We start from the raw sequence: 25,361 nt of genomic DNA on the forward strand, positions 1-25,361 counted from the left end.
CAAGGCCTCAAGCCCGGAGGCCGGAGCTTCGCGCCCCCTCCACCACTTCGTGGTCCCCCTCCCCCGCCGTCTGCGCGACGGGGGAGGAGCGCAGTTTAGGCGTTGAAGTTCAGCTTCAGCCCGGGCCGGGGCCACTTGGCCCGGTAGAGCTTGCCGGTGGACGAGGCGGTAATCCAGGCGGTGGTCATGTCGGGGCCGCCGAAGCAGATGTTGGTCACCACCAGGTCGGGGACCGGATAGTGCTCGGTGGTTCCGTTGGGGTCGAACGCGGTGATCCCGCCGTTGATGATGGTGGCCACGCAGACCTTGCCGCCGGCTTCGACGGCCAGGCTGTCCAGTAGCTGATAGCCCGGCAGGTTGCAGATGACCCGCCCCGGCGCGAACCCGTCTGGCGGGCCCAGCACGCCCGGCTCGGCTACGTCGAAGCCCCAGAGACGGCCCAGCATGGTGTCGGCCACATAGACGGTCTTCTCGTCGGGCGAGAGGCCGATGCCATTGGGCGAGATCAGGTGGCCCCGCTGCTGGCTGATGTGGCTGCCGTCCGTCTTCGCATAGTGGACCGCCCCGTTCTTCCGCCCGTCCGGCGTGGAGCAGCCGTGGTCGGAGAACCAGAACCCGCCCTGCCGGTCGAAGACGATGTCGTTGGGGCCCACGAGCCGCTTGCCGCCGCAGCTATCGTAGACCGTCTCCAGCTTTCCGGTCTTCAGGTCGAACCGCTGGATGTAGCCGCCGGTGTGCGAAGCGGGGGTCGGGCCGGGGATGGTCAGGCCGCCCTGGTCCAGCCATTCGAAGCTGCCGCCGTTGTTGGTGATCCAGATGGCGCCGTCTGGGCCGATCGCGGCCCCGTTCGGCCCGCCGCCGGTCTCCACGACCAGCTCCTTGGTCCCGTCCGGCTTCACCCGCGTGAGTCGCCGCCCCTTGATCTCGGTGAGGATGACCGAGCCGTCGGCCATGGCGATGGGCCCCTCCGGAAACTCCAGCCCCTCGCAGATCAGTTCGATGTCCATGGCCGCATCCTCCCTCGTGTGTCTTTGCGCGGACTATAGCGTCCGCGCCGCGGGGGGAGGGAAGGGGCCTTGAGTGGTCCTGACGTTACGTCACCGTGCGCCTCCCGGTGAAATACTCGTCGTGACGCTGGGTCAAACGGCGTGTGATATTCGACACAAACGGATGTTCGAATACTTCACCCTGTCACTTCCGATAGCTTGTCGTGAGCTGCGGGCGACTGCACCTATCCCGCGATCAGCCGGCGCCACCTGCGCCACTGCGTAACAAGAGCTTGCGGATTCATGTCCGCAGCATGAGGTCGTGCGCCCACGTCGGCGGCGGCCCGGGGAGGTCATGATGTCAGATACCCACCGCCGCCGCGGTCGCCTCGTGCTGGGCGCTTCCGCTCTCGCCCTGCTGGGAGGGTCCGCCGCCTGGGCCCAGACCCCGCCGCCGCCCGCGGATGAGCCGGCCCTGGTCGACGCCATCGTGGTCACCGCCCAACGCCGCGAGGAAAGCGCCAACGACGTGGCCATGGGCATCCAGGCCGTGCGGGGCGAGGTGCTGGAGCAACTGCACGTCACCGACACCCGGGACCTTTCGGCCTTCGCGCCGAGCTTCTCCGTCTCGCAGAGCTATCAGGGGGTGCCGACCTACACCCTGCGCGGGATCGGCTTCAACACCATCAACCTGTCGGCCACCTCGACCGTCGGCACCTACGTGGACGAGGTCGCCTACGCCTATCCCTTCATGATGACCGGGCCGATCTTCGACCTGGAGCGGGTGGAGGTGCTGAAGGGGCCGCAAGGCACGCTCTACGGGCGCAACACCACGGCCGGCCTGGTTAACTTCGTCACCAGCAAGCCCACGGACGAATTCGCCGCCCAGGTCACCGCGGAGGCCGGGAATTACAAGACCTACAACCTCGATGGCTTCGTCAACGGCCAGATCGCGCCGAACCTGGTGGGCCGGTTCGCCTTCCGCGTGGAGAACAGCGACAAGGGCTGGCAGGTCTCCAATTCGCGCGGCGAGCGGCAAGGCGAGGTCGACCGCTGGGGCGTGCGCGGTTCGCTGGCCTTCACGCCTAACGACCGCCTCTCGGTGGACGCCTCGGTCAGCTACTGGAAGAACCAGTCCGACACCGTGGCCGCCCAGGGCATCGGCTTCACGCCCGCCACCGCCAACAGCCCCTTCCTGGCGCCCGGCCTCGCGGCCTACATCGCCGCCAACCAGCCCACCAAGGCCAGTCAGGCCGATTGGGCGCCGCGCGCCGCGCGCAGCGCCGACATCGGTATCGGCGCGGGCCTCGCCGGCCCGCTGCGCGAGGACAATGAGTTCACGGCGCTGAAGCTTCGCATCGCCTACGACCTCAACGACGACATGCGGGTGGTCTCGCTCACCGGCTTCCAGGACCTGAAGCGGCGCGCGCTGTTCGACTGGAGCGGCGCCCCCTACGAGATCCTGCTGCAGAACGCCCGCGGGGACATCGAGTCCCTGTCGCAGGAGCTCCGCATCGAGGGCTCTACCGACCGGGTGAACTGGCTGGTCGGCGGCTATGTGGCCCGCGACGAAATCGTCGATTCCAACCGCACCCTGCTCGGCCAGAACTCGAATGTTGGCCTGATCCGGTTCGCGGGCTCGGGCCTGCTGGCCACGCCGTTCAACGGCGGCGGCTATACCGCCGCCCAGATGGCGCAGGCGTTCCGCACCTACGTCGACCGCGGCGACATCGAGACCAAGACCTGGAGCCTGTTCGCCAACGCCGACTACGAGATCACCGAGAGCCTGAAGATCACCGGCGGCATCCGCTATACCGAGGACAAGCAGGACTACAACGGCTGCTCGCGCGACTTCCAGGGCAGCATGCTGCCGAACGTCAACGTCGTGAACCGCGCGCTCTTCTTCCAGGTCTATGGCGCGGTCGTCGCTCCCATCGGGCAGAACCAGTGCAACACGTTCAACCCGGCGACCCTCAGCTTCGGCCCGGTGATCTCGAAGCTGGACGAGAACAACGTCGCCTGGCGTGTGGCGCTTGACTGGAAGCCGGCCGAGAACGTCCTGCTGTTCGGCTCGGTCTCGCGCGGCGCGAAGGCCGGCGCCACGCCGGTGAACGCGGCCAACATCTCCACCCAGAACGCTCCGGCCAAGCAGGAGATGCTGACGGCCTACGAGGCGGGCCTCAAGGCGGGCCTGCTCCAACGCCGCATGCAGGTGAACGTCAGCGCGTTCTACTACGACTACGAGGACAAGCAGCTCAGCGTCTATTTCGCCGACCCGATCTACACCGCCCTGTCGCGGCTGCAGAACGTGCCAAAGGGCGAGGCCTATGGCCTGGACGGCGAGGTGACCTGGCGGGTCACGCCGGAATTCACGCTGATCGCTTCGGGCACCCTGCTGCACACCGAGGTGCAGAACTATGTGGGGATCAACTCGGCCGGCCAGCCACAGGACTTCGACGGCGCCCCGTTCCTCTACAGCCCCAAGCGGTCGGGGGCGATCACCGCGCTCTATAACCGCGACTTGACGGGCGATCTCGGCCTGCAGGTGGCGATGAATGCTCGCTGGCAGGACGACAGCCACGCCGACCTCGAGGGCGACCCGAAGTTCGTGATCAAGGACTACGGCCTGGTCAACGCGAGCATCGGCGTCCACCGCCTGGACGACCGCTGGCGCGCCCAGCTCTGGGTGCGCAACCTGACCAACACCTACTACTGGACCGCCGTCAGCTCGAACGCGAACGTCGTGGTCCGCTTCCCGGGGCAGCCCCGCACCTATGGGGCTTCGCTGACCTTCGCATACTGAGCGAAGGGGTTCCTCCCCCTGGCCCGGGGCGTATCCGTCCCGGGCCGCCTTTCCTCAGCGCCGCTCCAGGACGCGGACGGTGAAGGGGTATTCGTCGACGTCCGACGCCTCGTGCCGCTCGGATCGCACCTCCGTCCAGCGGCTCTCGTCGATGGGGCTCAGCACCACGTCGCCCTCGACCTCCGCCTCCACCTCGGTGAGGTAGAGCCGCCGGGCCTTCTGCAGCGCCAGCTCGAACAGCGAGGCGCCACCGATCACGCAGACTTCGGCCGCCCCGTCCTCGTCCGCCTGTTCCTTGGCGATGGACACCGCCTCGCTGAAGTCCTCGCAGACCACGGCCCCGGCCGGCTCGAACGACCCGTCCCGGCTCAGCACGATGTTGGTCCGGCCGACCAGCGGCTTCTTCGGCAGGCTCTCCCAGGTCTTGCGGCCCATGATCACCGGCTTGCCCATGGTGATGGCGCGGAAGATCGCCAGGTCCGACTTGAGACGCCAGGGCAGGGTCCCGCCACGTCCGATGACGCCGTTGCGGGCGCGGGCGATAGGGCCGGCGGAGAGGATGACGTTGGACATGGCGTGTCTCTAGCTCACGCCGCGGGAAGCCACCAATGGCGCGTCAGGCCGCCGGCTCCAGCCACTGCAGCCACTTGCGGCGCACCGCCGCGTCCGGGTCGATGCCGAAGCGGCGGCAATAGAGCAGCAGCATGCACAGGACGTCGGCCGCCTCGTCGGCGCGGTCGTGCTCGCAGGCCTCGCCCCGGCCGCGGCTGGAAAGGCGCAGGTGCGCCTGGGCGAGCTCGCCCAGCTCCTCCTGCAGCTTCAGGAGGTACCAGTCGTCGTCCCGGGCGATGCCGTACTTGCCGGCATAGATGTCGGAGATTTCCGCCGCGGACTCGGTGACTTCCCTGAGTGTGAGCGGCGGGTTCATGGCTAGACCGCGATGGGGGCCGAGATCGAGGGGTGGGCGCTGTATCCCTTGAGCCTGAAGTCGTCGTACTCGAAGGCGAACAGGTCGGTCCGGTCGGCGATGTGCATGACCGGAAGGGGCATCGGTTCTCGGGTGAGCTGCAGCCGGGCCTGGTCCAGGTGGTTCAGGTAGAGGTGCGCGTCGCCCAGGGTGTGGACGAACTCTCCCGGCTCCAGGCCGCAGACCTTGGCGACCATCAGGGTCAGCAGGGCGTAGCTGGCGATGTTGAACGGATTTCTTTCCACCCAGAACGGTATGGCTGCGGCGGTGAGTCTCGCAAGGGCCTGATGCGTGAAGCTTTTGCTTTGCGCATCGCATCGGGCCTTTGCGACGCAGGGCGGCTCGGCAGCCAATCTTACTCCGAGTATGCCGGCAGGCATGCTCGGCACTGAGCTGTGTCTTTGGGATCGGGTCCCAAGAGGAGACTCATCGTATTCGAGGCAGCTTGTCCTGATCGGCCAATGCGCCGTGGGTCTCGCGAAGATGTTTCAAGGAAATTGATCGCTGACCGGTCCAGCTGGATGGCATTTTGGATAGGGCAACTGACTCAGGCCCATTGAAGATCACTATCCCTCGACGCTGATCGAAGTCGAAGTGGAAGAAGAGGAGGTGGTCGGCGCCGATCTCCAGTTTTCGGAATGCCGGTCCTCGAAATGTGCCACTGGCCTTCACCTGTACTGATTTGCGGTCTGGCCCAGGTGCAAAGCCGTCGACTGCGGGACCGCACCTGGCGGTGAGCTCTAGGCCGAACAACTCGGCAGCCACTGCCTCCCCGATGTCGCCAACCAAGTTGCCGTCCAAGGTAAACCGTAGCCCGGACGCAGCGTAACGCTGCTTCAAGCTATCGCGCGCGGCCAACAGCGGCTCGATCTCCGCCGGCAGGTCAAACTCGTCCATAAGACCAAGCTTAGCATGGGCAGAGGTTGCGTCAGGTCGTGGCTCGCCAAAAACAGACGTTGGCGTGTGCCCGGAAGGCTGACATGCCGACCTGCTAACCGGGTGCCGGGTCTTCGAGCTCCGAGCCTATTCCACGCGCTTGAGCGTCGTCTTCGGCAAGTGAGCTGACCTTCGTCTCTCTGCGGCAGATCGGCCGCCGCGATGATCACCACCAGACTTCGGGGTCGTAAGCGAGCTTTGCGAGCACCTTGTTCGCGTCGCCCCGGGAGCCATACAGGCCGATCCTGGCCCCGCCGTCTTCCACCGTCTGAATCCTGTACAGCTCCCAGCGCTTGTCCTTGGTCGGGCTCAGCCGGTAGGCCCGCCCGTTGATCCGCGTGTAGAGCTCTGGGGATCTCTGGATCGCCGTCCATTTACAATCGGCGCCGGACAGGAACCCCTGCTCAAGGGCGAGGCGTTCGTCCTCAATGCGCCGGCGCCGAGCGTCCGCCCGCGCCGCCTCGAGTTTCAGTCCTTCGAAATAGACGAAGTCTTCCAGGGCTCCGACGATGGCGGCCAACTCGGTCCCTTCGGCCTTCTCCCGGGCATAGAGCGCCTCGCACCCAGGCCGCAGTTCTTCGTCGCGGCGAGAGGTGAAGGGCGAATCGTTAATGGCCCGTACGCGCTGCTCAACGTCAGTGAGTGTCAGGGGCGGCCCAGGTAGACCATTGAGGAAGTTCCGCAGATCCTCGAGCGGCAGCCAGTAGGGAGCTGCGGCCTGCAGGAACGTCTCGCGCTCGGCCAACCATTTGCGCCAGACCGAGGGCTCCCGGTCGATTGCCCCGAGAATCTGCTCGACCAGTCGGTCGACGGAATGCGGGTCGCGCATGTGGCTGATCGACGGGCTACGGAGATAGCTGGTCACTAACCTGCGGACCGCGCCGACGCGGTCGAAATCGAACATCGGCGCCACCTACGCTGTGGGGTCAGAACGAGCGTGGGCGTCGTTCATATTCCGTGGAATTGGCTGATCGCAAGCGCTCCGCTTGGTGGGCAGCTAGCAGTCCATAGCGCCCCCGGCAGCGGCCTTAAGTGCTGTGACTTCAACTCGGCGAAGGCGCTTGCTCGAGGCCGGCAGACCCACGAGTCGGGGTCCGCCTGTCACCCGACTTCCCTGCAGATCACATGTAGAACCTGTAGGATGGGTTGGGAGACTTTCCTTCCGGCAACTCCGCCATAATCTCTCCGACTTTGCGCGCGAATGACAAGGTGACGGGATAGCGTGAGACCCCCTCGCTGCTGTTCCAATTCATCTTAGTCAGCGCCAGTATTTCGCGGGCGCGTTCCCGCAGATCCGTCGGAAGGGCGCTGCCGATCTCCACCGGAGCCGGAATGTGGGGGCCGGGATACTCGCGCCACCATCGCATGAACCCCATGGTGAAGAGGTAGTTCTCGTCGCCAACCGTACAGAGTGTGCCGCGCCAAGGTTCCTGTTGACCCTTCCGGACCAGGCGGAACGATGTCGGCCGGAGCCAAATGAGCTCGCAGGAGGCGACCCGACCGGCCGCGGCTTGCTGGAAGCCGGCGATCTCCTCGGGTTCGTAGGCGGAGGTCTTGTGAAAAACGATTCGGTCCGGACTAACGCCGGCCCGCGCCTCGTATTCCCGGAGGATGTCCGCGAGTAAGCCTTTGGCCTGGTCCTCATTCAGATATGGTCTTCGATCGCGCCTCTGGTCCTGATCGATCGAGGCGCCGCTGAGGGCGAACGGTTCAAACTCGGTCGAGACTGCCTGAGCCAAGCTCGCATAGACCAAGCCGCCAGATCTCCGCTTGAGGTAGTGGAACGAGATGCCGATGAAGCAGGTGTTGGCGGGCAGGTCCGCCGGCTGCCAGGGCGTTCGTCCGGATTTGTAGAGTAGCGATACTCCTAGGTGCCAGGCTCGGGTGGCGTGGCTTTGGCCCTTGTCGTCGGCCCGCTCAACCGTGTCGCGGCGAATGACCTGCAGTGGAATCGGGTTCGGGTGATCCATGACCCGAGCCTTCAATGCACGGTAGAAGGTGCGGAACAGTAGTTCGTCGGCCTGCATGCGGAGATCCTCCGCGGCCTTCAGTTCTTCGGGTGTCGGGGCGAAGAGGTTGAGCTGATCTCCCTCTTCCTCGGCCTGGAGCCGGCGAAGAGCCTCGCGTTCCGTTGACGACAGGCCGGGGTTTTCCACGCGAAGGTCGCCCACGGCCTCCGGAATGCAGACGATCACACAATCCGGCCGATCGTCACCAAAAAGCGCCTGGATCTTGTCCTGGAACATCTGCACGAAAGCGTCGAAACCGGGGCCGTCGCCCGACTTCAACAGGCCCATCTGCACCTGCGCATCGGTGAAGGTTCTGATGAAACGCTTCTCGATGACGATGTCGACGCCGAGCGCCTTTCGCCAACCAGGCCAGTCCCTGTAACGCGACGCGTTAGACTACCTGCCCGTCCTTCGCCTTTCTGAATTGGGCAAGTGGGAAAGGTGTTGCGGGCAAGTCCTGCAATTCCGAAGGTGGGACGAAGAGCTCGCCGCGCTGATGATGCTCCAGTGCGTCGACTAAGCTGGGACCGTAGTCGGCAACCCAGCGCATGCTGCGGTCGAGCAGAAACATGTATTGCCGCGCCGGCGGCGTCGGGGTTCTTCCAACAGACTCGCCGACTGGGCGTGCCGCCGGCGCGATACCGTATGGAAACGGTTCGAAGTTCGGCGCGTCCACGCCCGGCAGACCGCGCAGTTCGTAAATGCGATCAAGCGGAGCCAACATGTCTCGCAGTTGGATCCAAGTGCACAACTTCTTGGCGTATGGCTTTGGCGCTGTGGGGCTGGCCGGTCGAAGTCCCACCGCGATTGCGGCATCGTGGACCAGAGAACCGCAGAACATTGTGGCGCGGGAATTGAGGTGCGCATCCCTGCAAAGCCTGTCTTGGTCGATGGTAAGCTGCGCGTATCCACCCATCTGTCGTGAGGGGAGACCTAGCCACGCTACCGCTCGCTCGCGCCGGACCTTGGGGATTTTTGGCACCCCTACCGCAGCTAGATCGGGGCGGTTGAAGCCGTCCAATTGTTTGCGGAGCGCCGGAGCGTTGCGCACCTGATAGGGCTTGAGCCCGAGGGCTTTTGCAGCCCAGACCAATGGTACGCGCCCGTTGCGCAGCTCTATGTCGGCGCCGGTGAGCAACTCCTGTAGGCGGGGCGCAAACTGATCAAACTGCGAAGATGGGCCTGCCTCCCGACCCGCTCGTTCGTCCGCGGCATGGAAGACGGCCTCAACCTCGGGGGACCGGCGCAGCGACTCGGAAAGGCCTAACGGATCGCAGATTCCGGACCGAGAGATTTTGCCTCGGCTGACCGGCATCCACTCGCCATTCGCTTCCATCAGCCGTAGATGGGCGTCGACCGTAGCAGCAGCGGCGTGCCTTGCAGCTGCCTGGGCTTCCCTGAGCCCCAGCGTGCGGGAAGGGAGCAAGTGGCCAGCGAGCTGATCAGCCTTGTGGAAAGCGGCCTCTACCTCAGCGGTCTGTTGGACCTCCGCCGGAAGCCCAAGCTGGGTCGCGATGGCAGAACGGTCAATCAGGCCGCCGGCTAATGGGAGTGTGCCATTTTCCGCGTGACTATTGAGCGCAAGCACCACGCGCTCGGCTGCCGTCACCGCGCTGATTGATTTTCCCAACCTAGACGGCAACCGCCATCGATATCGCCGGGTGAGGCGCGTACCCCGTCACCTCGAAGTCGTCGATCTCGTACTGGAAAAGCGACTCTGGACGGCGCCGGAAGTGCAGCTTGGGGAATTCTCTGGGGCTCCGGCCGCGCTGGATAGTCAGGCTCTCAGCGTGATTGGCGTAGATGTGGACATCATGCCCGACCCAGAACAACTCGCCTGGCTCTAGGTCGCATTGCTGCGCAAGCATGCGCAGTAGGATCGAGGCGCCGATGATGTTGAAGGGCAGTCCGAGCCCAACGTCGACACTACGTTGATAGACGGTGCTTGAGAGCCGTCCGTCCGCAACGAAGTACTGATATAGGAGATGGCATGGCGGCAGGGCCATCTCGTCAACTTCAGCTACGTTCCAACCATGGAACAGAAGTCTTCGAGAGTTCGGATTTGTTTTGATTTGTTCGACGAGGGCGGAGAGCTGGTCATGCTCGGCACCGTCCGCTCCCTTCCAGCGCCGCCATTGCGAACCATACACGGGGCCGAGATCGCCCCATCGTTCAGCGAAATTGTCTTCGGCAAGGATGCGGGCCTCAAACACATCCATCGGGATGTCCTCGCCTGTTGCCTTGACGTACTTCTGATGTGGCCAATCAGACCAAATGCTCACGCCTGACCTGAGCAAAGGACGAATGTTAGTCTCCCCAGAGAGAAACCAGAGCATCTCCTTGATCGCGAGCTTGTACCCCGTCTTCTTCGTGGTCAGGACAGGGATATGCCCCTCAGAAAGATCGAAGCGCATCGTGGCTCCGTGGATCGAGTAGGTCCCCACCCCAGTGCGATCGTCGCGGTAGACGCCGTTCGTGAGGATTTCTTCGATAAGCTCGAGGTACTGCCGCTCAGCGGAGCCGTCGTTGGCGATGGGCATACAAACCGTCCTCGAAGGAGCGCCAACCGCGGTGGCACCGGGGGGCTTCGGTCTGAGCTTCGTGATTCGCTGTGCCGGCGCAATCTTCCTCGTCGGGAAACTTGTGCATACCGGTATGGTCAGCTGTGGGAGAGTCCGTCGCAGGGCAGCGGCTGGCTATCCCCTCGGAACGGGTCGGCTTTTCTTACAATCGATGGGCGACGGCCGTGGGCATACCGCTCGTTAGTGGATGGAAAAGCACGGAACGCCCAGGAAGACGTCGGCGGAGCGCTGGTAGAGTTGGCAGCTCAGCTTCCCATCCGCGACGAAGAACTGGAACAGACAGTGGCAGGGCGGCAGCGCCATGTCCTCCACCTCGGCCGGGTTCCAGGCCGAGACGATGTGACGGCGGCTGTTGGGGTTGGTCTTCAGCCCTTCGACCAGGTTCACGATCTGGTCGATGACGCGGCCGTCCGGCGCCGTCCACGAGCGCCACTGCTTGCCGTAGACCGGGCCCAGCTCGCCCTCGGCGTCGGCCCATTCGTCCCAGATGCTGACGCCGCGCTCCTGCAGCCAGCGCACGTTGGTGTCCCCGCGCAGGAACCAGAGGAGCTCCAGGATGATCGACTTGCGATGCAGCTTCTTGGTGGTCAGCAGGGGGAAGCCCCGGCTGAGGTCGAACCGCATCTGTCGGCCGAAGACCCCCAGGGTGCCGGTGCCCGTGCGGTCGCCGCGCTCGACGCCGTTCGCCAGGATGTCGGCGAGCAGATCGAGGTACTGCCGCTCCGGATGGTCCGGGCCGGCCTGGTACGGGGCGGCGATGGCGACGTGAGCGTTCATCTGAGTCGAGCCTGGGCGATTCGGCGGCGGGCGAACAGCGTCACCCGCTGCCTTCTCCACAAGCAGCGTACTTCGCCCACATGACCGTTCGTCGCATCCAGGCTTGGCCAGTGTGTTAACGGCCGTTAAGAGCCGCCCTACAGTTTTTATGTAGGATGGAACTTCTATGCTGATTTCCGCCCTGGCCGCGCTGGTGATGTTCGCCGCGCCCGAGACCACCCAGGCCGGCGAAGCCCCCGCCCAGACCGAGGCCGCCCAGTCGCAGGCCGCCAAGCCGGAGAAGTCCGCCAAGTCCGAGGCCAAGGGCCCCTCGCGGACCTGCTACAACGCCACGCCCAGCGGCTCGCGCCTGCCGCGCAAGGTGTGCGTGACCAAGGCCGCCGAGAGCACCAAGGACGACGTCGGGGCCGACAAGCCCAACTAGGGCCGCCTCATCCCGCAAAGCCGCCATCGTCGAGGAACTGCTGTTCCTCGGCCGTGGTCGTGCGCCCCAGCATCGGATTGCGATGCGGGAAGCGCCCGAAGCGAACGATGATGTCGCGGTGGATGATCATCCACTTGGTGACTTCCGGGTCGTCCAGCTCGGCGGCGAGGGCCAGGCCCAGGTCCTGGTCGGCGATGTCTTCCGAGTGTTCGAACGGCAGCAGCATGAACTGCCGCAGCTCGGGCTCCACCTCCAGGTGCCAGCCCTTATCGGTGGCCGCGCGGGCGATTGCGCGCGCCTTGGGGTCAGTGGCGAAGGCGTGGGCCGACTTGCGGTAGAGATTGCGCGGGAACTGGTCGAGCAGGATCAGCAGCGCCAGGGCGCCGTCGGGGGTCTCGGCCCACTTGTCGTATTCGCCCCGCGCCGCGGCGTGGTGAACCGGTTCGAACTTCAGCCGGATCGCGTCGTCGAACTTGGGGTTGGCGGCGTACCATTGCTTGGGGCCGGCGTGCTTCCAGAAGCCCAGGATATCGTTCGGCGTCGCGGCCAAGGGGCGGTCCTCCATCGGAAGTCCTGACTTGGCGCGGTCGGCAGCGTCGTTCAACCCTGGTTCAGCCTGACGGCCCGATCCTTCTATGCAAGGGACTATCGGGCCGCCTTGCGCGGTCCAGGATTGGATCGAACACGATGAAGATGGCGATGGCGGCCCTGGCCGCCGTGCTGATGGCCCAGGCGGCGCCCGCGATGGCGCAGGAGCGGGGCGAGCGGGGTGACCGCGGCGACCGCGCCGAGCGGCGGCAGGAACGCCTCGAACGGCGCGACCAGGCGCAGCCCGACCGCATGGGCGCCGCACGTCCGGACCGGAGCGGCCGCGAGGTTCGCGCGCCGGAGGCCGTGCAGGCGCCCCAGGCGCCTCGGGCCCAGACGGCGCCCCAGGCGGACCGGCCACGCTTCCGCGGCGACGGTCGATCCGGGCAGCCCGGGGTCGAGCGGCGGGGCGACGACCGCCGCGGCGATGGCCGCCGGGATGGCGACCGGCGGGGCGATGGCGACCGGCGAGACTGGGATCGGCGTGGCGACGGCGACCGCCGCGATTGGGACCGCCGGGGCGACGACGATCGGCGGGACTGGGACCGCCGCGGCGACGACCGGCGCGACTGGGACCGCCGGGATCATCGGCGCGACGATCGCCGGCGCTGGGAGCGCGGCCGCTACCCGCCCGCCTACTTCAGCTCCCACCGCTATCGCTATGCCTGGCGCCCACCCAGCGGCTTCTATCTGCGAAGCTGGAGCTTCGGCGAATTCTTCCCGCGCACCTGGTACGGCCCCGGCTACTGGATCGTCGACCCGTGGCAGTACGACCTGCCCCTGCCGCCGCCCGGCTATGAGTGGGTGCGCTCGGGGCCTGACGCCCTGCTGATCGACGAATTCAGCGGCCGGATCGTCCAGGTCGTCCGCAACGTCTTCTGGTATTAGATGTAGCCCAGCGCCCGCAGCCCCGCGATGGAGCTGCGGGCGTCCTTGTGGTGCAGGAAGACGCCGCCCGCTTCTTCCCAGAGACGCCGATACTTGTCGCGGTCGTCCACCAGCACGTCGCCCGGGTGGCAATGCTCGCGCTTCAGCGCCGCCTGGGTGGTGATCACCGGCACGCCTGGAAAATGGCGTTCGGCCCAGGCCCGCTTCTGCGGCTCTGCCCAGCGGCCCAGCGGCAGGCCGGTGAGGATCACGGGCTCCTTGTGGCGCACCGCCTGGTAAAGCCGCATCGCGTCCGGCAGCGGCTCCAGCGTTCCGAAGAAGTCCGGCGCTTTGGCCAGCCGCCGCCAGAACTCCTTGATCCCATAGCGCTGTTCGAAGGCGCGGGGCGGCATGCCGAGCACCGCCTGGGCGCCGCGGTCGAAATCGGCCAGCACGCCGTCGCAATCCAGGTAGATCCGCCTGCGCATGCGAGGTCAGGAACGCCTGTGCAGCGCTAGTGCTCCCGGCAACCGGCGCAGAGGCCGCGGGCCTCCAGCGTCACCTGCCGCACCTCGTAGCCGGCGGCCCGGGAGGCCGCGAGGGTGGGGCCGAAGTCCGGCTCGAACTCGGCGGCCTCGCCGCAGCAGTCGCAGATCAGGAAGGCGGCCATGTGCCCGCCCTCGATGCGACAGGGGACATAGGCGTTCAGGCTCTCGATCCGGTGCGCAAATCCCAGGCGTTCCAGGAATTCGAGCGCCCGATAGACGGTGGGCGGCTTGGCGGGCTCGCCCTGGCCGCCGTAGGCTGCGATCAGGTCATAGGCCTTCAGCGGCGCATCGGCGGCCAGCAGCAGCTCCAGCACCCGCCGGCGGGGCGGGGTCAATCGCTCCTGGGTGTCGGCGCACCGCATCTCGGCGGCCTCCAGCGCCCGGCCCAGCGCCGCGCCGTGCAGGCCGTGGTGGTCGTGGTCTTCGTGATGGTGGCAGGCGCCGCTCATGGTCCTCAGCTAACCCAGTTCAGCGCCGAGCGGCAACGCGCTTGACGAGTGGTTATGTTATTTCATAACAGTGACGCCTCGTTTCAAGCCTGCCCTCGAAAAGGCGCTCTATGTCTCGCGTTCCCCTCTTTGCCGCCGCCGGCGTTCTCGCGCTGCTCGCCTCTCCCCCCGCGTTCGCGGCCGACGACGCCGGCGGTGGCAAGGACCTGGCGGAGGTGGTCGTCACGGCCGCGCCTTACGTCGTCTCGATCGACTCCACAACCACCAGCGTCAATGTCGTGAAGCGCGAGCAGCTGGACCTGGCTCCTTCGTCGGGCCTGGGCGACGTGCTGGCCAATCTTCCCGGCGTCCGCTCGTCGTTCTTCGGGCCGGGCGCGAGCCGGCCGGTGATCCGTGGCCTCTCGGGGCCCCGCGTCCTGGTGCTGACCAACGGCGTCGGCCTGATCGACGCTTCGGGCCTGTCGCCCGACCACCAGGTGGCCAGCGACCCGCAGGAAGCCGAACGCATCGAGGTGCTGCGGGGCCCCTCGGCGCTGGCCTACGGCGGCTCGGCCATCGGCGGCATCGTCAACATCATCGACAACCGGATCCCGTCGACCTACCGCGAGGGGGTGCACGGCCGCGTGCTCGGCTCGTACAGCACGGGCGACGAGGGCAAGGCGGTTTCCGGCGCCGTGGCCGCCGGCTTCGGCGGCGGCTTCACGCTCACGCTGGACGGAACCCACCGGCGCAGCGACGACTACGAGATCCCGGTCGATCCGATGTCGCAGGAACTGGCCGATCAGCTGGGCCTGCCCGCGCCGTCGCGCGCCCGGACCAAGGCGCCGAACACCTACGTCGACCTGGACGCCTTCGGCGGCGGCCTGTCGTGGGCCGGCGAGCCGGGCTGGGGCGGCGTGGCGGTCAAGCACACCGACAGCTCCTACGGCAGCGCGGCCGAGGAAGAGGTCCACATCGAGCTGAAGCAGACCCGCGTCGACGCGCGCGGCGGCCTCAACTTCGCCTTCGGCCCGTTCGAGAGCGTGAAGTTCAGCGGCGGCTACTCCGACTACGAACACACCGAGTTCGAGGGCGATGAGCGCGGCACCACCTTCCTGTCCGAGGGTTACGAGGGGCGCATCGAGCTGGTGCAGCCGGACCGCGGCGGCTGGCAGGGCGCGGTGGGCGTCCAGGCTCTGCACCGCGATTTCGACGCCCTCGGCGAAGAGGCCCTGATCCCCGCCACCAAGATCGACGAGATCGGCGTCTTCACCCTGCAGCGGCTGGACCGTGACGGCTGGGGCGTCGAGGGCGGGATCCGGATCGACAGCCGTTCGATCAAGAACGAGCGGGCCGACCGCGACTTCACCAACATCTCCGCGTCCATCGGCGCCTTCGTGCGGCCGGCGGAGGGCTGGTTCTTCGGCGCCTCGCTGTCGCGCACCAGCCGCGGCCTTACCGAGGAGGAGCTGAGCTCGTTCGGCGCGCACCCCGCGACGGGGGCTTTCGAGGTGGGCGATCCCTCTCTGGACAAGGAGGTCTCGTACTCGCTGGACACCACGGCCCACTACGCGAGCGAGGCCTGGACCCTCGACCTGCACGGCTTCTACGCGGACTACGACAACTTCATCGACCTGGTCCCCACGGGCGCGATCGACGACGAGTCCGGCTTCCCGGTCTTCAACTTCGTGCAGAGCGGAGCGAAGTTCTACGGGGCCGAGGCCGAGATCGGCTACACGCCCTGGCGCTCGGGCGAGAAAAGCTTCCGCCTGGAAGCAGCGGGGGACTACGTGCGCGGCAAGACCGATGCTGGTCCGGCGGTGCGCATCCCGCCGTGGTCGCTGACCGCCCGCGGGGTCTACGAGGACAGCTGGTGGACCGGGACCGTCGAGGTGCACACCGTCGGCAAGCAGGATCGGGTGGCCAGCTTCGAGTTGCCCACCGACGGCTACACCATGCTCAACGCCTCGCTGGTGGTGCGCCCCTTCGCGAACAACGCCGACCTCAAGGTCTTCGTGGACGGTCACAACCTGACCAACGTCGAGGCGCGCGAGCACGCCTCGTTCCTGAAGGACATCGTCCCGCTCCCGGGCCGCACGTTCCGGATGGGCGTGGGGTATCGGTTCTAGGGCCTGCGGCTGGCCGCGGGATGCCGATCGGATAGAGTGCCGCCGTCCAAGGGGAGAGCGGCATGCGGCGCATCTGGCGGAGTTTCACCATGGCGGCGGCGGCCGCGCTGCTGTCGCTCGGGGCCGCGGCGGCGGCGCCCGAACCGGCCACGCACGACTACGTCATCCGTGACTTCAGGTTCCGGTCCGGCGAGACCCTGCCCGAGCTGAAGGTCCGCTACCACACCCTGGGCGCGCCAAAGACCGACGCGTCGGGCAAGGTGACCAACGCCGTCCTGATCCTGCACGGCACCGGCGGGACCGGGCGCCAGTTCCTCAGCCCGCAGTTCGCCGAAGTGCTGTTCGCGCCGGGCGGGCTGCTGGACCCGGCGAAGTACTTCATCATCCTGCCGGACAACATCGGCCACGGCGGCTCGTCCAAGCCGTCGGACGGCCTGCGGATGAAGTTCCCGAAGTACGACTACGTCGACATGGTCGCGGCCCAGCACGAGCTGGTGACCAAGGGCCTGAAGGTGGATCGTCTGCGGCTACTGATGGGGACGTCCATGGGCTGTATGCACGGCTTCCTGTGGGCCGAGACCTGGCCTCAGGCGTCGCAGGCGCTGATGCCGATGGCCTGCCTGCCGGTCGAGATCGCGGGACGGAACCGGCTCTGGCGCAAGATGGCCATCGACGCGGTCCAGGCCGATCCCGCCTGGAACGGCGGCGACTACGTGGCCCAGCCGGTCCAGGGCCTGCGGACTGCGCAGAGTCTGCTCATCCTCGCCGGCGCCTCCCCCTTGCCGATGCAGACCCAGCTGCCGACGCGCGGGGCGGTGGATGCGTGGATCGGGCCGGAGCTGGCCCGGCGGATGGCGCCGGTGGACGCCAACGACATGATCTACCAGCTGGACGCCTCGCGGACCTACGACCCGTCGAAGGACTTGGAGAAGATCACGGCGCCCATGACCTGGGTGAACTCGGCCGACGACTTCATCAATCCGCCGGAGCTCGGCATCGCCGAGCGGGAGGCCAGGCGCCTCAAGACCACGCGGTTCGTCCTGATCCCGGCCAGCGAGGAAACCCGCGGCCATGGCACCCACACCTGGGCGGCGCTCTGGAAGGACGAACTGGCGGCGCTGCTGAAGCGGTCGGAATAGGGGGCGGATCCCTCCCTCAGCGGGGAGGGACCATCCTAGTCCTCGGAATCGGCGGTGGCCGGCGCGGCCTCGCCGCCCTCGAAGCTGCGCGGGGCGCGGCGGCGGCGCGGCTTGGGCTTTTCTTCGCCGGCGTCGGCCGCGGGGGCCGGCCGGGTCACGGCCTGCAGGAAGGCCGGCGCGTGGCTGGCGCCGCCTTCGGAGTCGCGCAGCATCGGGCCACGTTCCTGGGGCGCAGGGTCGCCCTGCGGCTGCACGACCGCCAGCGGATCGCGCTCGGGCCGGTCGTCGCGGTCGCGGTCCCGATTGCGCTCGCGGCGCGGACGGTCCTCACGCGGGGCGCGGTCCTCACGGGGCGCGCGCTCCTCGCGGTCCAGGCGCGGCCGGTCGTCGGCCGGACGCTCGTCGCTCTCGGTGCGGGGCCGGTCGTCCCGGGGACGGTCGTCGCGCGGCCGGTCATCCCTGGGTCGGTCATCGCGGCTGCGGTTGCGGTTCTGGTCGCGGCCATCGCGGTTGTCGCGGTCGCGCCACCGGTCGCGGGACCCGTCGCCGCGGTCACGGTCGCGATCCCGGGGACGATCGTCCCGGTCGCGGCCCTGCCATTCGCCGCGGTCGCGGTTGCGGTTCTGGTCGCGGTTCTGGTCCCGGTCGCGGTTCTGATCGCGCCCTTCGCCGTCCTCGCGGGCTTCGTTCTCGGCGGCGGCCTCGTCGGCGGCCATCGCCTGTTGCTGGCCGCTCTCGTCCTCGAAATCGATGTCGTAGCCGGAGGCGAACTGGTCGCGGTTGTAGATCTCGCTGGCCGGCCGGTTCGGCTGGATGGCGCGCAGGAGCCGGAAATAGTGCTCGGCGTGCTGCAGGTAGTTTTCCGCCAGGACCCGGTCGCCGGCGGAGGTCGCGTCGCGCGCAAGCTGTTGGTACTTCTCGAACACGTGCTGGGCGTTGCCGCGCACCTTCACGCCGTCGGGGCCGTTCGAATCGAACGCACGGTTGGCGTTGTGCTGCTGCGGCTTGCCGCCGCCGCCGCCGCCGCCGCCCCGATTGCGCCCGCGCTGGCGCTTCATACCCTTGAAATCTCTCATAATTCGGAAACCGTTCGGTTCTTCCCTAGCGCCCCTATCGGCGCCTTGGCCTTCAGCGTGGTCGAGCCTTGGCCCGGTCAGTCATGTGAAGACGTGTGTTTTCCCCGTCTTCCGCCCGGAAGCTCATCAGCGAGAGGCTAGGAAGCGTCGCGCCTGTCGGGCCGGGCGGGCGTCCTTCATGGGGACGCATCTACCTGCAACACCGACGAATTTGGGTGGAGACGTGATCTGATGTAGCGAGTCAGCCCGCCGTTTCCAAGGGCTTTTTCTCGCCGACCACCACCCGGTCGCGATTGGCGAGGTCGCGGACGGTCTGCACCAGCACCGCGCCGGCCGCCTTGAACAGGGCCTCCACGGCGTCCTTCTGGTCGTAGCCGATCTCCACGGCGAAGCGGCCGCCGGGCTTCAGCACGCGCAGGATCTCGGGCGCCAGGATGCGGTAGTGGTCGAGGCCATCGGCGCCCCCCTCGAGCGCCAGGCGCGGCTCGTGGTCGCGCACCTCGGGCTCCAGGGTCTCGATGACGTGGGTGGCGATGTAGGGCGGGTTGGAGACCACCAGGTCGAAGGACGCATCCTCCAGCCCCGCGGTCCAGTCGCCGCGCAGCAGGGCCACCCGGTTCGCCAGGCCAAGGGAGGCGGCGTTGTCCCGCGCCACGGCCAGCGCCTCTTCCGAGACGTCCACGCCCAGGCCCTTGGCGGCGGGCCGCTCGGCCAGCAGCGCCAGCAGGATCGCGCCCGAGCCGATGCCCAGGTCCAGGATCCGCCACGGCGCATGCTCGGGGAAGTCGCGCAGGGCGAACTCCACCACGGTCTCGGTGTCCGGCCGGGGCGTCAGCACGTCCCGCGTGACGCCCAGCATGATCTTCCAGAAGCCCTTGCGCCCCAGGATGTGGCTGACCGGCTCGCGGCGCTCGCGGCGGGCGATGTAGTCCTCCAGCGTCGCCTCGTGCTCCGGGGTGAGGCCGCGATAGGGATCGGTGACGATGTCCATCCGCGTGGCTTCGGCGGCGGCCTCCACGAGAAGGCGCGCGTCGATCACCGGGCTGGAGACGCCCGCGGCCTCCAGGCGCTTCTTGGCCCCTTGCCAGGCCTTGAGGAGGTTCAGGGTCATTGCGGCGCCGTCGCCGCGTCGCCCAGGGCCACGCGGCCGGCAGACGTCATCTGGATGTAGATCCCGCAGAACATGTGGCCGTAATTGTCGAACAGAGCCTTCACCACGTCGAGGTCGCGCACCGCCGTGGCGGGGTCAACGCCGGTCGCCGCGCACCGGACGATGGGCTTGAACACCTTGGCCCGGCCCCAGCCCACCATCAACTCACGGCCGCTCCATTCGTTCTCGGCCCACGCGGGCCAGCCTTCGACATAGAGGTTGCCGCGAAAGCGCAGCGGGTCCAGCTCCACGCCCATCTTCTGCGAGAGATCGCGGACGCTGGCCATGTTGATCACCGAGACCTGGCCCAGGGGATGATCGGTGAAGCGGAAACCGCCACGGGCATCCACCACCTGGAGGGGCCCACGAAGGTCGTCCCCGTCTAGGAAATCGGTCAGCCACGCGGCGAACGCCGCCCGTCCGTGGTCGTCGGCCAGTCGCCCGGAGAAGACCGGCGCGCCCGGCGCCTCGGCCGTCAGGACGCCGCTGGCCTCGTCGTAGCGCGTGCGCGCGGCCGCCACCTTCGGGATCGCGGCCAGGACGGTGAACTTCTGCTTCGGCGTGAAGGCCGGGGCGTCGGGATCGTACCCGGACGGCCCGTTCTCCACGGCCCAGATGCGGTCGTGCGGAAAGCCCTCGCCCGGGGCGAGGTCCACGTGGGGCAGGGGCTCGGGCGTGAAGCCCTTCACCGGATGGCGATAGATCGCCGCAACATGGCCGCTCATGGTCGGCTTCTGGCGGAATCGCGGCCATGGCTCAAGGCGCCAGGCGCTGCGCCGCCCCGTAAGTTCCCGCCGCCCTGCCGGTGCGGGTGAAGTCCAGCACCGCTCGATAATAGCCCTCGGCGTACCGGGTGTAGACGCGCTTGCCGGCCACGACGTCGAATTCCCGGATGCCGTGGTCGGTTCGCGGGAACTGCAGCACGGTGATCCTCCGGCCCTCTTTCGCCAGGCCCACCAGGCGGGCGGCGGTCTCTTCGGGCGGCGCTTCCAGGTCCTCGCCTGCGATCAGCCACAGGATGGGCGCCTCGACGCTGCGCAACACAGGAATCGGGTCGTGTTCCCATGTCGTGCCCTTGTCTTGGGCGGGGCCGATGGCGCGGACGGCGGCCTCGGGCGCTTTGGCGATCTGGCCGGTGAACTCGCCTTCCAGATCCTTCCACCACGGCTCGTCCGACCACTTCGCGCGAAGCGCGTTCAGATCGTCGAACGCGGTGAACTTGCTGACCACCACCTTGGCCGTGGCGTCGGTGACCTGCGCGGCCTTGGCCAGCACGTCCGGTCCGTAGCCCTTGTCCTTGAGGCCGCGCAGGGTTTCGCCGCGGTCCTCGGCCAGGGGGCTCTCCGCCATGCCGTAGCGCACCAGCGCGTAGTCGACATCGACCTTCGTCGCGGCCAGCGGGATGATCCAGCCCGCCTGGCTTCCGCCGTCGAAGCCCAGGCGGGAGATGCGCTTGCCCCCGAGCCGCCGCGCCTCCCGCGCGGCCGCCGCCGCGTCGTCGGCCAGCACGTGGAAATCCTGGGTGTACTTGCCCTGCGAACCGCCGGAACCGCGCTTGTCATAGACGAACACGCCCACCCCCAGGGCGGGCCAGGCCCGCGGCTCGAAGTAGAACGCCCGCGCCGAATAGCTCTCGGATCCATGAACCAGGACCGAGACAGGCACGGCCTTCCCGCCCTTGGGCAGCACCAGCCGCCCCGCCAGCATCGTGCCGCCCGACCCTTTGAAGGTGGTGTCGCGAACCTCCAGCGCCACCCGGGTTCCGGCCCGGCCTGAAAAGCTGATCTTTCCTTCGCCGCACGGGCCGAAGGCGATCGCCAGGCCGTCGTCCGCGCCCGTCCAGCCACGGGTGCTCCGCCAGGCGCCGTTGTCCTTGGCAAGCCGTCCGGTCTGGCCATCCAGCGTACGCCAGCGCAGCGCCCCGTCGCTCGTGGGGCCGACGTCCACCAGGGCGCCGTCGGTCAGCCGATAGACGCCGACGTGGCAATCGCCCTCGGTCGGCGTGGCGGCTTCCTGCGCTCCCGCCGCGCCGGCCCAGGCCATTGTGGCCAACAGGAAAATCCACGCGACCGGCTTCATGCACGCCTCCGTTCCATCCCGCCATGATCGTCGGCGGCCGGGCCAAGTCGAGTTAGCGATCGGTAAGGCGGGGAACGGGCGGCGCCGTGGGCGGTTGAGCCTGCGGGAGTTGGAGGCAGGCCTTGTCGAGCGCAACCATTCACCGGCCGGCGGGCCGCAAGCGCGCCGTGGCGTCCGCGGTCCTGGCGGCGGCGCCGTGGGCGTTGGCCGCCGTGGCGGCCTCGGCCTGGTGGACGTCGGCGCGCCAGAAGACCGCGCCGCAACCCCTGCGGATCGAGCCCAAGCCGCAGCCGGGCCTCAGCCGGCAGACAGTCGCCGAGCCCGCGCACTTCGAGGCCCAGGAGCCCGGCCGCGGGCGGGTGGCCGAGCGCCCCCACCACATTCCCTTGCAGGGCTGGAAGGACATCCTGTGGCGGACGTGGCGCGAGATCAGCCAGGACCGGCTGACGGTGGTGGCGGGCAGCGTGACGTACTACACCCTGCTGGCGATCTTCCCGGCGCTGGGCGTCTTCGTCTCGCTCTACGGCCTGATCGCCGACGTGAGCCTGGTCGAGGACCAGCTGGTGCAGCTCTCGGCGATCTTCCCGCCTGAGGCGGTGCGGCTGATCGGCGAGCAGATGCTGCGGCTGGCCAACGGGAAGGCGGCGGGCCTTTCGGCCGCCTTCATCATCAGCCTGCTGTTCTCGATCTGGAGCGCCAGCGCCGGGATGAAGTCGCTCTTCGACGGCCTGAACATCGCCTACGACGAGACGGAGAAGCGCAACTATCTGCTGCGGACCGCCCTGACCTATGGCTTCACCCTGGCCCTCCTGCTGTTCCTGGCCCTGGTAAGCGGCATCCTGGTCGCCGCGCCGCTGGCCCTGGAGGCGCTCCGCATCCGCGACGACTTGCTGATCGCGGCCCGCTGGCCGCTGGTCTACGTCGTCGCCGCGGCCGCGTTCTGCATCGCCTACCGCTACGGGCCCAGCCGGCGGCTCGCGCGCTGGCGCTGGCTGATCCCCGGCAGTGCGGCGGCCGCCTTCCTCTGGATGGCCGGTTCGGCCGGCTTTTCCTGGTACCTCAACAACGTCGCGCGGCTCGACGCCACCTACGGCTCCCTGGGGGCGGTCATCGGCTTCATGCTGTGGATCTGGTTCTCGGTGATGGTGGTGCTGATGGGCGCCGAGCTGAACGCTGAGATCGAACACCAGACGGCGATGGATTCCACCACCGGCCCGCCCAAGCCGATGGGCGAGCGCGGCGCCGCCATGGCCGACACCGTCGGCCTCCGCTTCATCGGCTTCCGCAAAGGCGCGGGCCAGCTCCTGGGCGTCCTCCGCCGCCAGGCGCAGAACTTGCGTCGTCACGGCAAGCCGGAAAGCCCCGGCCCTAGTTGAACTCGTCTTCCAGCGCCGCCAGCCGGGCGGCCTGGTCTTCGGCGATCAGGGGGTTGATCACGTCGTCGAGGGCCTCGCCCTCCATGATCTTGGGCAGGTTGTAGAGGGTCAGGTTGATCCGGTGGTCGGTGACCCGGCCCTGCGGGAAGTTGTAGGTGCGGATGCGTTCCGACCGGTCGCCCGAGCCGACCTGGCTCTTGCGGGCGTCAGCGCGGGCGGTGTCGAGGGCCTCGCGCTGCTGGTCGTACAGCTTGACCTTCAGCGCCTTCATGGCCCGCGCGCGGTTCTGGTGCTGCGACTTCTCGGAGCTGGTCACCACGATGCCGGTGGGCAAGTGCGTGATGCGCACGGCGGAGTCGGTCTTGTTCACGTGCTGGCCGCCGGCGCCGGACGAGCGATAGGTGTCGATCCGCAGGTCCTGGTCGCGGATCTCGATCTCCACGTCCTCGGGCTCGGGCAGGATGGCGACCGTGGCGGCCGAGGTGTGGATGCGCCCCTGGGCCTCGGTGGCCGGCACGCGCTGCACCCGGTGGACGCCGCTCTCGAACTTCAGCCGGCCGAACACGCCGTCACCGGTGATCGCGGCCACGATCTCCTTGTAGCCGCCCATCTCGCCCTCGGTGACCGAGTCGATCTCCACCCGCCAGCCGTGGGTCTGGGCATAGCGCTGGTACATGCGGAACAGGTCGCCGGCGAACAGCGCCGCCTCGTCGCCGCCCGTGCCGGCCCGCACTTCCAGGATGGCCGAGGCGTTCTCGTCCTTGTCCTTGGGGGCCAGCAGCAGGGCCACCTCATGCTCCAGCGCCGGGATGCGCTCCTTCAGCGCCTCCAGCTCCACCCGGGCGAGGTCGGCCATCTCGGGATCGCCCGACGCGGCCATTTCCTCCAGCTCCGGCGCCTCGGCGCGGACCTTCTCCAGGCTCAGCACCGCATCGGCCACCGGCTTCAGCTCGGCGTGCTCCTTGGACAGGCGGACGATCTCGGCCCCGTCGGCGGCCGCGCCCATGCGCGCCTCGATCTCGCGGAAGCGGTCGAGCACCTGGTCGAGCCTGGCCTGGGGAAGTCGCAACGGTTCGGTCCTTTGAAGGGCGCTTCCTCTACCCGGAACCGGCCCGGGCGCCAAATCCGGGCTATGGTCGCGCGAGGAGGACCGCCATGTACCACGAAGGCAATCGGGCGCTGCAGGACGCCTTCGGCAGCCGCGCGCTGGCCGACCGCCTGGACGAGAAGCTGCGCCACGACCGGTTTACCGAGGCCGACGCCGCCTTCATCGCCGCCCAGCCGTTCTTCTTCCTGGCCACCGCCGACGCCGACGGACGGCCGGACTGCTCGTTCAAGGGTGGGCCGCCGGGGTTCGCCTACGTGGCCGCGCCGGACCTGCTGGTGTTCCCCGACTACGACGGCAACGGCATGTTCAAGAGCCTGGGCAACATCGCCGTCAACCCGCATGTCGGTCTGTTGTTCATCGCCATGGGCGAGAAGGCCGGGCGGCTGAGGGTGAACGGCCGCGCCGAAGTGGTCACCGAGGATCCCGCCATGGCCCACATGCCGGGCGCGCAGCTGCTGGTGAAGGTGACGCCCGCGGACATCTTTCCCAACTGCCCGCGCTACATCCCGCGGATGACGACGGAAGCGCCTTCGCCTTACGCGCCCGCCGCCGACGCGGAGCCGCTGGAGCCGAAGTGGAAGGCCTTTCCGGACTTCGCCGACGTGGTCCCGCCCAGGCGCCGCTGAGCGGAACGCTCCGCGCCTCCGGGTGTTACGGCCCCCGGTGACATACGGAGATTGAAAAATGGCGATCGAACGCGTGACGGAACGCAGCGACGGCCTGACCCGCGAGCGCGTGGTCGAGCGCGACGCCGCGGGAACGACCTATGTGGACGCCGGGCGGGGCTCCGGCCTCGGCGGAGTCCTGATCGGCATAGCGGTGCTGGCGATGGTGGCGATCGTCGCCTTCTTCCTGCTGCAGTCGAACCGCAACGACGCGATGCGGACCGAAGCGGTTACCAGCGCGGCCTCCAGCGTCGCGGACAGCGCCGCCGGCGCGGCCGAAGGTGTGACCAGCGCGGCCAGCCAGGCTGCCGACGCCGTCACGCCGCAGTAGCCTTCCAGCCAACGAAAAGGGCCCGCTCCGGCGACGGAGCGGGCCCTTCTTACGTCTTGCGACGTGGTGGCTTAGACGCGCTCGCCGGTCAGGGCGGCGTTGCCGAACATGCCCAGCTTGCAGTTGCCGGTCATCTTGTCGCCTTCGACCTTGGCGGTGAACTCGAGCTTCATCGGCATCGGGTTGGTGATGTCCGAGCTCCAGGTCAGGTTGTCGCCGTCGACCTTGCCGGTGACTTCCTGCGAGCCCATTTCGCTATCCACCTTGCCGGTGAAGGTGTCGCCGCTGGTGGTGATGCCCACGTTCATCGTGCGCGCCCCCATCGGGGTGTTGATGGTGACTTTCCAGTTGCCGTCCGCGGACATCTCGTCCCTCCCAAGAATTGGACGCGCA

The 25,361-nt window shown here is 67.8% G+C and carries 25 protein-coding genes and 2 pseudogenes; 8 read left to right on the plus strand and 19 right to left on the minus strand.

All coding sequences use genetic code 11. The features are described from left to right. Positions 1-95: 95 nt before the first annotated feature. The gene (locus tag A2790_RS13000; RefSeq protein WP_293392247.1) at positions 96-1,007 is read right to left on the minus strand and encodes an SMP-30/gluconolactonase/LRE family protein; all 912 of its coding nucleotides are present in this window, start codon (positions 1,005-1,007) and stop codon (positions 96-98) included. 337 nt (positions 1,008-1,344) lie between these two features. Here A2790_RS13000 and A2790_RS13005 point away from each other — a divergent pair, with 337 nt between their 5' ends. Continuing rightward, positions 1,345-3,789 carry a TonB-dependent receptor gene (locus A2790_RS13005; protein WP_293392251.1) on the plus strand — a complete coding sequence of 815 codons (2,445 nt, stop codon included), beginning with the start codon at positions 1,345-1,347 and terminating at the stop codon, positions 3,787-3,789. 54 nt (positions 3,790-3,843) lie between these two features. On the opposite strand, the gene A2790_RS13010 is transcribed toward A2790_RS13005, so the two are convergent. From A2790_RS13010 to A2790_RS13050, 9 genes and pseudogenes are all read right to left on the minus strand, one after another. After that, the gene (locus A2790_RS13010; RefSeq protein ID WP_293392253.1) at positions 3,844-4,362 is read right to left on the minus strand and encodes a dihydrofolate reductase; all 519 of its coding nucleotides are present in this window, start codon (positions 4,360-4,362) and stop codon (positions 3,844-3,846) included. 43 nt (positions 4,363-4,405) lie between these two features. Continuing rightward, positions 4,406-4,717 (minus strand): phosphoribosyl-ATP pyrophosphohydrolase, encoded by a 312-nt coding sequence (locus tag A2790_RS13015; RefSeq protein ID WP_293392256.1) that lies wholly within the window; start codon positions 4,715-4,717, stop codon positions 4,406-4,408. Between the two features lie 2 nt (positions 4,718-4,719). Continuing rightward, positions 4,720-4,989, minus strand: a pseudogene (gene thyA, locus A2790_RS13020) (thymidylate synthase); the annotation flags it as partial. Positions 4,990-5,182: 193 nt separating this feature from the next. After that, the gene (locus A2790_RS13025; protein WP_293392259.1) at positions 5,183-5,653 is read right to left on the minus strand and encodes a hypothetical protein; all 471 of its coding nucleotides are present in this window, start codon (positions 5,651-5,653) and stop codon (positions 5,183-5,185) included. Positions 5,654-5,858: 205 nt separating this feature from the next. Next, positions 5,859-6,596 carry a hypothetical protein gene (locus A2790_RS13030; protein ID WP_293392261.1) on the minus strand — a complete coding sequence of 246 codons (738 nt, stop codon included), beginning with the start codon at positions 6,594-6,596 and terminating at the stop codon, positions 5,859-5,861. A gap of 217 nt (positions 6,597-6,813) precedes the next feature. Further along, positions 6,814-7,995 (minus strand): hypothetical protein, encoded by a 1,182-nt coding sequence (locus A2790_RS13035; RefSeq protein ID WP_293392264.1) that lies wholly within the window; start codon positions 7,993-7,995, stop codon positions 6,814-6,816. 97 nt (positions 7,996-8,092) lie between these two features. Continuing rightward, a complete protein-coding gene (locus A2790_RS13040; protein ID WP_293392267.1) occupies positions 8,093-9,331 on the minus strand; it encodes a hypothetical protein in 1,239 nt (412 codons plus the stop codon). A gap of 1 nt (position 9,332) precedes the next feature. Continuing rightward, a complete protein-coding gene (gene thyA, locus A2790_RS13045; RefSeq protein WP_293392270.1) occupies positions 9,333-10,241 on the minus strand; it encodes a thymidylate synthase in 909 nt (302 codons plus the stop codon). Positions 10,242-10,469: 228 nt separating this feature from the next. Next, positions 10,470-11,060 (minus strand): annotated as a pseudogene (locus tag A2790_RS13050) (thymidylate synthase); the annotation flags it as partial. 166 nt (positions 11,061-11,226) lie between these two features. Here A2790_RS13050 and A2790_RS13055 point away from each other — a divergent pair. After that, positions 11,227-11,484, plus strand: a complete 258-nt coding sequence (locus A2790_RS13055) for a hypothetical protein (protein WP_293392272.1) — start codon at positions 11,227-11,229, stop codon at positions 11,482-11,484. Between the two features lie 7 nt (positions 11,485-11,491). Here the strand turns inward: A2790_RS13055 and A2790_RS13060 are convergent, their stop codons facing one another. Next, on the minus strand, positions 11,492-12,049 hold the full coding sequence (locus A2790_RS13060; protein ID WP_293392275.1) for a DUF924 family protein: 558 nt from the start codon (positions 12,047-12,049) through the stop codon (positions 11,492-11,494). Between the two features lie 122 nt (positions 12,050-12,171). Between A2790_RS13060 and A2790_RS13065 the strand changes: the two genes are divergently transcribed. Then, positions 12,172-12,960, plus strand: a complete 789-nt coding sequence (locus A2790_RS13065) for an RcnB family protein (RefSeq protein WP_293392277.1) — start codon at positions 12,172-12,174, stop codon at positions 12,958-12,960. Here A2790_RS13065 and A2790_RS13070 read toward each other — a convergent pair. Beyond that, on the minus strand, positions 12,957-13,427 hold the full coding sequence (locus A2790_RS13070) for a hypothetical protein (RefSeq protein WP_293392280.1): 471 nt from the start codon (positions 13,425-13,427) through the stop codon (positions 12,957-12,959). The two genes, A2790_RS13065 and A2790_RS13070, sit on opposite strands and share 4 nt — an antisense overlap. A gap of 26 nt (positions 13,428-13,453) precedes the next feature. Next, entirely contained in the window at positions 13,454-13,936 is a 483-nt protein-coding gene (locus A2790_RS13075) for a Fur family transcriptional regulator (protein ID WP_293392283.1), read from the minus strand. Between the two features lie 110 nt (positions 13,937-14,046). Between A2790_RS13075 and A2790_RS13080 the strand changes: the two genes are divergently transcribed. Then, complete coding sequence (locus tag A2790_RS13080; protein WP_293392286.1) at positions 14,047-16,044, plus strand: TonB-dependent receptor; 1,998 nt, start codon at positions 14,047-14,049, stop codon at positions 16,042-16,044. A gap of 62 nt (positions 16,045-16,106) precedes the next feature. Beyond that, positions 16,107-17,183, plus strand: a complete 1,077-nt coding sequence (locus A2790_RS13085) for an alpha/beta fold hydrolase (RefSeq protein ID WP_293392289.1) — start codon at positions 16,107-16,109, stop codon at positions 17,181-17,183. A 35-nt stretch (positions 17,184-17,218) separates the two neighbouring features. Here A2790_RS13085 and A2790_RS13090 read toward each other — a convergent pair whose 3' ends face one another. The 4 genes from A2790_RS13090 to A2790_RS13105 form a co-directional block, all read right to left on the minus strand. Continuing rightward, positions 17,219-18,259: a DUF4167 domain-containing protein gene (locus A2790_RS13090; protein WP_293392292.1), complete on the minus strand. Its 1,041-nt coding sequence runs from the start codon at positions 18,257-18,259 to the stop codon at positions 17,219-17,221. 241 nt (positions 18,260-18,500) lie between these two features. Further along, positions 18,501-19,370: a peptide chain release factor N(5)-glutamine methyltransferase gene (prmC, locus tag A2790_RS13095; RefSeq protein WP_293392295.1), complete on the minus strand. Its 870-nt coding sequence runs from the start codon at positions 19,368-19,370 to the stop codon at positions 18,501-18,503. Beyond that, positions 19,367-20,134: an MOSC N-terminal beta barrel domain-containing protein gene (locus A2790_RS13100; protein ID WP_293392297.1), complete on the minus strand. Its 768-nt coding sequence runs from the start codon at positions 20,132-20,134 to the stop codon at positions 19,367-19,369. The genes prmC and A2790_RS13100 overlap by 4 nt, the downstream gene beginning before the upstream one ends. A 31-nt stretch (positions 20,135-20,165) precedes the next feature. Further along, the gene (locus tag A2790_RS13105; RefSeq protein ID WP_293392299.1) at positions 20,166-21,488 is read right to left on the minus strand and encodes an acetylxylan esterase; all 1,323 of its coding nucleotides are present in this window, start codon (positions 21,486-21,488) and stop codon (positions 20,166-20,168) included. 122 nt (positions 21,489-21,610) lie between these two features. Between A2790_RS13105 and A2790_RS13110 the strand changes: the two genes are divergently transcribed. Next, entirely contained in the window at positions 21,611-22,864 is a 1,254-nt protein-coding gene (locus A2790_RS13110) for a YihY/virulence factor BrkB family protein (RefSeq protein WP_293392301.1), read from the plus strand. Here the strand turns inward: A2790_RS13110 and prfA are convergent. Next, positions 22,857-23,933, minus strand: coding sequence for a peptide chain release factor 1 (gene prfA, locus A2790_RS13115; protein ID WP_293392303.1), 1,077 nt, complete (start codon positions 23,931-23,933; stop codon positions 22,857-22,859). The two genes, A2790_RS13110 and prfA, sit on opposite strands and share 8 nt — an antisense overlap. An 86-nt stretch (positions 23,934-24,019) precedes the next feature. Between prfA and A2790_RS13120 the strand changes: the two genes are divergently transcribed. Both A2790_RS13120 and A2790_RS13125 read left to right on the plus strand, forming a co-directional pair. Further along, positions 24,020-24,598 (plus strand): pyridoxamine 5'-phosphate oxidase family protein, encoded by a 579-nt coding sequence (locus tag A2790_RS13120; protein ID WP_293392306.1) that lies wholly within the window; start codon positions 24,020-24,022, stop codon positions 24,596-24,598. Between the two features lie 58 nt (positions 24,599-24,656). After that, complete coding sequence (locus A2790_RS13125) at positions 24,657-24,968, plus strand: hypothetical protein (RefSeq protein WP_293392309.1); 312 nt, start codon at positions 24,657-24,659, stop codon at positions 24,966-24,968. 71 nt (positions 24,969-25,039) lie between these two features. Here the strand turns inward: A2790_RS13125 and A2790_RS13130 are convergent, their stop codons facing one another. After that, the gene (locus tag A2790_RS13130) at positions 25,040-25,333 is read right to left on the minus strand and encodes a hypothetical protein (RefSeq protein WP_293392312.1); all 294 of its coding nucleotides are present in this window, start codon (positions 25,331-25,333) and stop codon (positions 25,040-25,042) included. Positions 25,334-25,361: the final 28 nt, after the last annotated feature.

Source organism: Phenylobacterium sp. RIFCSPHIGHO2_01_FULL_69_31, from assembly GCF_001824475.1.
GTDB lineage: Bacteria > Pseudomonadota > Alphaproteobacteria > Caulobacterales > Caulobacteraceae > Phenylobacterium.

What these genes read in the sequence shown, in the direction of transcription:
- A2790_RS13080 (WP_293392286.1), top strand. Translation starts at nt 14,047, where the DNA reads ATGTCTCGCGTTCCCCTCTTTGCCGCCGCCGGCGTTCTCGCGCTGCTC.
- A2790_RS13130 (WP_293392312.1), bottom strand. Translation starts at nt 25,333, where the DNA reads ATGTCCGCGGACGGCAACTGGAAAGTCACCATCAACACCCCGATGGGG.
- A2790_RS13075 (WP_293392283.1), bottom strand. Translation starts at nt 13,936, where the DNA reads ATGAGCGGCGCCTGCCACCATCACGAAGACCACGACCACCACGGCCTG.
- A2790_RS13030 (WP_293392261.1), bottom strand. Translation starts at nt 6,596, where the DNA reads ATGTTCGATTTCGACCGCGTCGGCGCGGTCCGCAGGTTAGTGACCAGC.
- A2790_RS13085 (WP_293392289.1), top strand. Translation starts at nt 16,107, where the DNA reads ATGCGGCGCATCTGGCGGAGTTTCACCATGGCGGCGGCGGCCGCGCTG.
- A2790_RS13070 (WP_293392280.1), bottom strand. Translation starts at nt 13,427, where the DNA reads ATGCGCAGGCGGATCTACCTGGATTGCGACGGCGTGCTGGCCGATTTC.
- A2790_RS13120 (WP_293392306.1), top strand. Translation starts at nt 24,020, where the DNA reads ATGTACCACGAAGGCAATCGGGCGCTGCAGGACGCCTTCGGCAGCCGC.
- A2790_RS13025 (WP_293392259.1), bottom strand. Translation starts at nt 5,653, where the DNA reads ATGGACGAGTTTGACCTGCCGGCGGAGATCGAGCCGCTGTTGGCCGCG.
- A2790_RS13015 (WP_293392256.1), bottom strand. Translation starts at nt 4,717, where the DNA reads ATGAACCCGCCGCTCACACTCAGGGAAGTCACCGAGTCCGCGGCGGAA.
- A2790_RS13005 (WP_293392251.1), top strand. Translation starts at nt 1,345, where the DNA reads ATGTCAGATACCCACCGCCGCCGCGGTCGCCTCGTGCTGGGCGCTTCC.
- A2790_RS13055 (WP_293392272.1), top strand. Translation starts at nt 11,227, where the DNA reads ATGCTGATTTCCGCCCTGGCCGCGCTGGTGATGTTCGCCGCGCCCGAG.
- A2790_RS13105 (WP_293392299.1), bottom strand. Translation starts at nt 21,488, where the DNA reads ATGAAGCCGGTCGCGTGGATTTTCCTGTTGGCCACAATGGCCTGGGCC.
- A2790_RS13060 (WP_293392275.1), bottom strand. Translation starts at nt 12,049, where the DNA reads ATGGAGGACCGCCCCTTGGCCGCGACGCCGAACGATATCCTGGGCTTC.
- A2790_RS13125 (WP_293392309.1), top strand. Translation starts at nt 24,657, where the DNA reads ATGGCGATCGAACGCGTGACGGAACGCAGCGACGGCCTGACCCGCGAG.
- prmC (WP_293392295.1), bottom strand. Translation starts at nt 19,370, where the DNA reads ATGACCCTGAACCTCCTCAAGGCCTGGCAAGGGGCCAAGAAGCGCCTG.
- A2790_RS13065 (WP_293392277.1), top strand. Translation starts at nt 12,172, where the DNA reads ATGAAGATGGCGATGGCGGCCCTGGCCGCCGTGCTGATGGCCCAGGCG.
- A2790_RS13010 (WP_293392253.1), bottom strand. Translation starts at nt 4,362, where the DNA reads ATGTCCAACGTCATCCTCTCCGCCGGCCCTATCGCCCGCGCCCGCAAC.
- A2790_RS13090 (WP_293392292.1), bottom strand. Translation starts at nt 18,259, where the DNA reads ATGAGAGATTTCAAGGGTATGAAGCGCCAGCGCGGGCGCAATCGGGGC.
- A2790_RS13000 (WP_293392247.1), bottom strand. Translation starts at nt 1,007, where the DNA reads ATGGACATCGAACTGATCTGCGAGGGGCTGGAGTTTCCGGAGGGGCCC.
- A2790_RS13100 (WP_293392297.1), bottom strand. Translation starts at nt 20,134, where the DNA reads ATGAGCGGCCATGTTGCGGCGATCTATCGCCATCCGGTGAAGGGCTTC.
- thyA (WP_293392270.1), bottom strand. Translation starts at nt 10,241, where the DNA reads ATGCCCATCGCCAACGACGGCTCCGCTGAGCGGCAGTACCTCGAGCTT.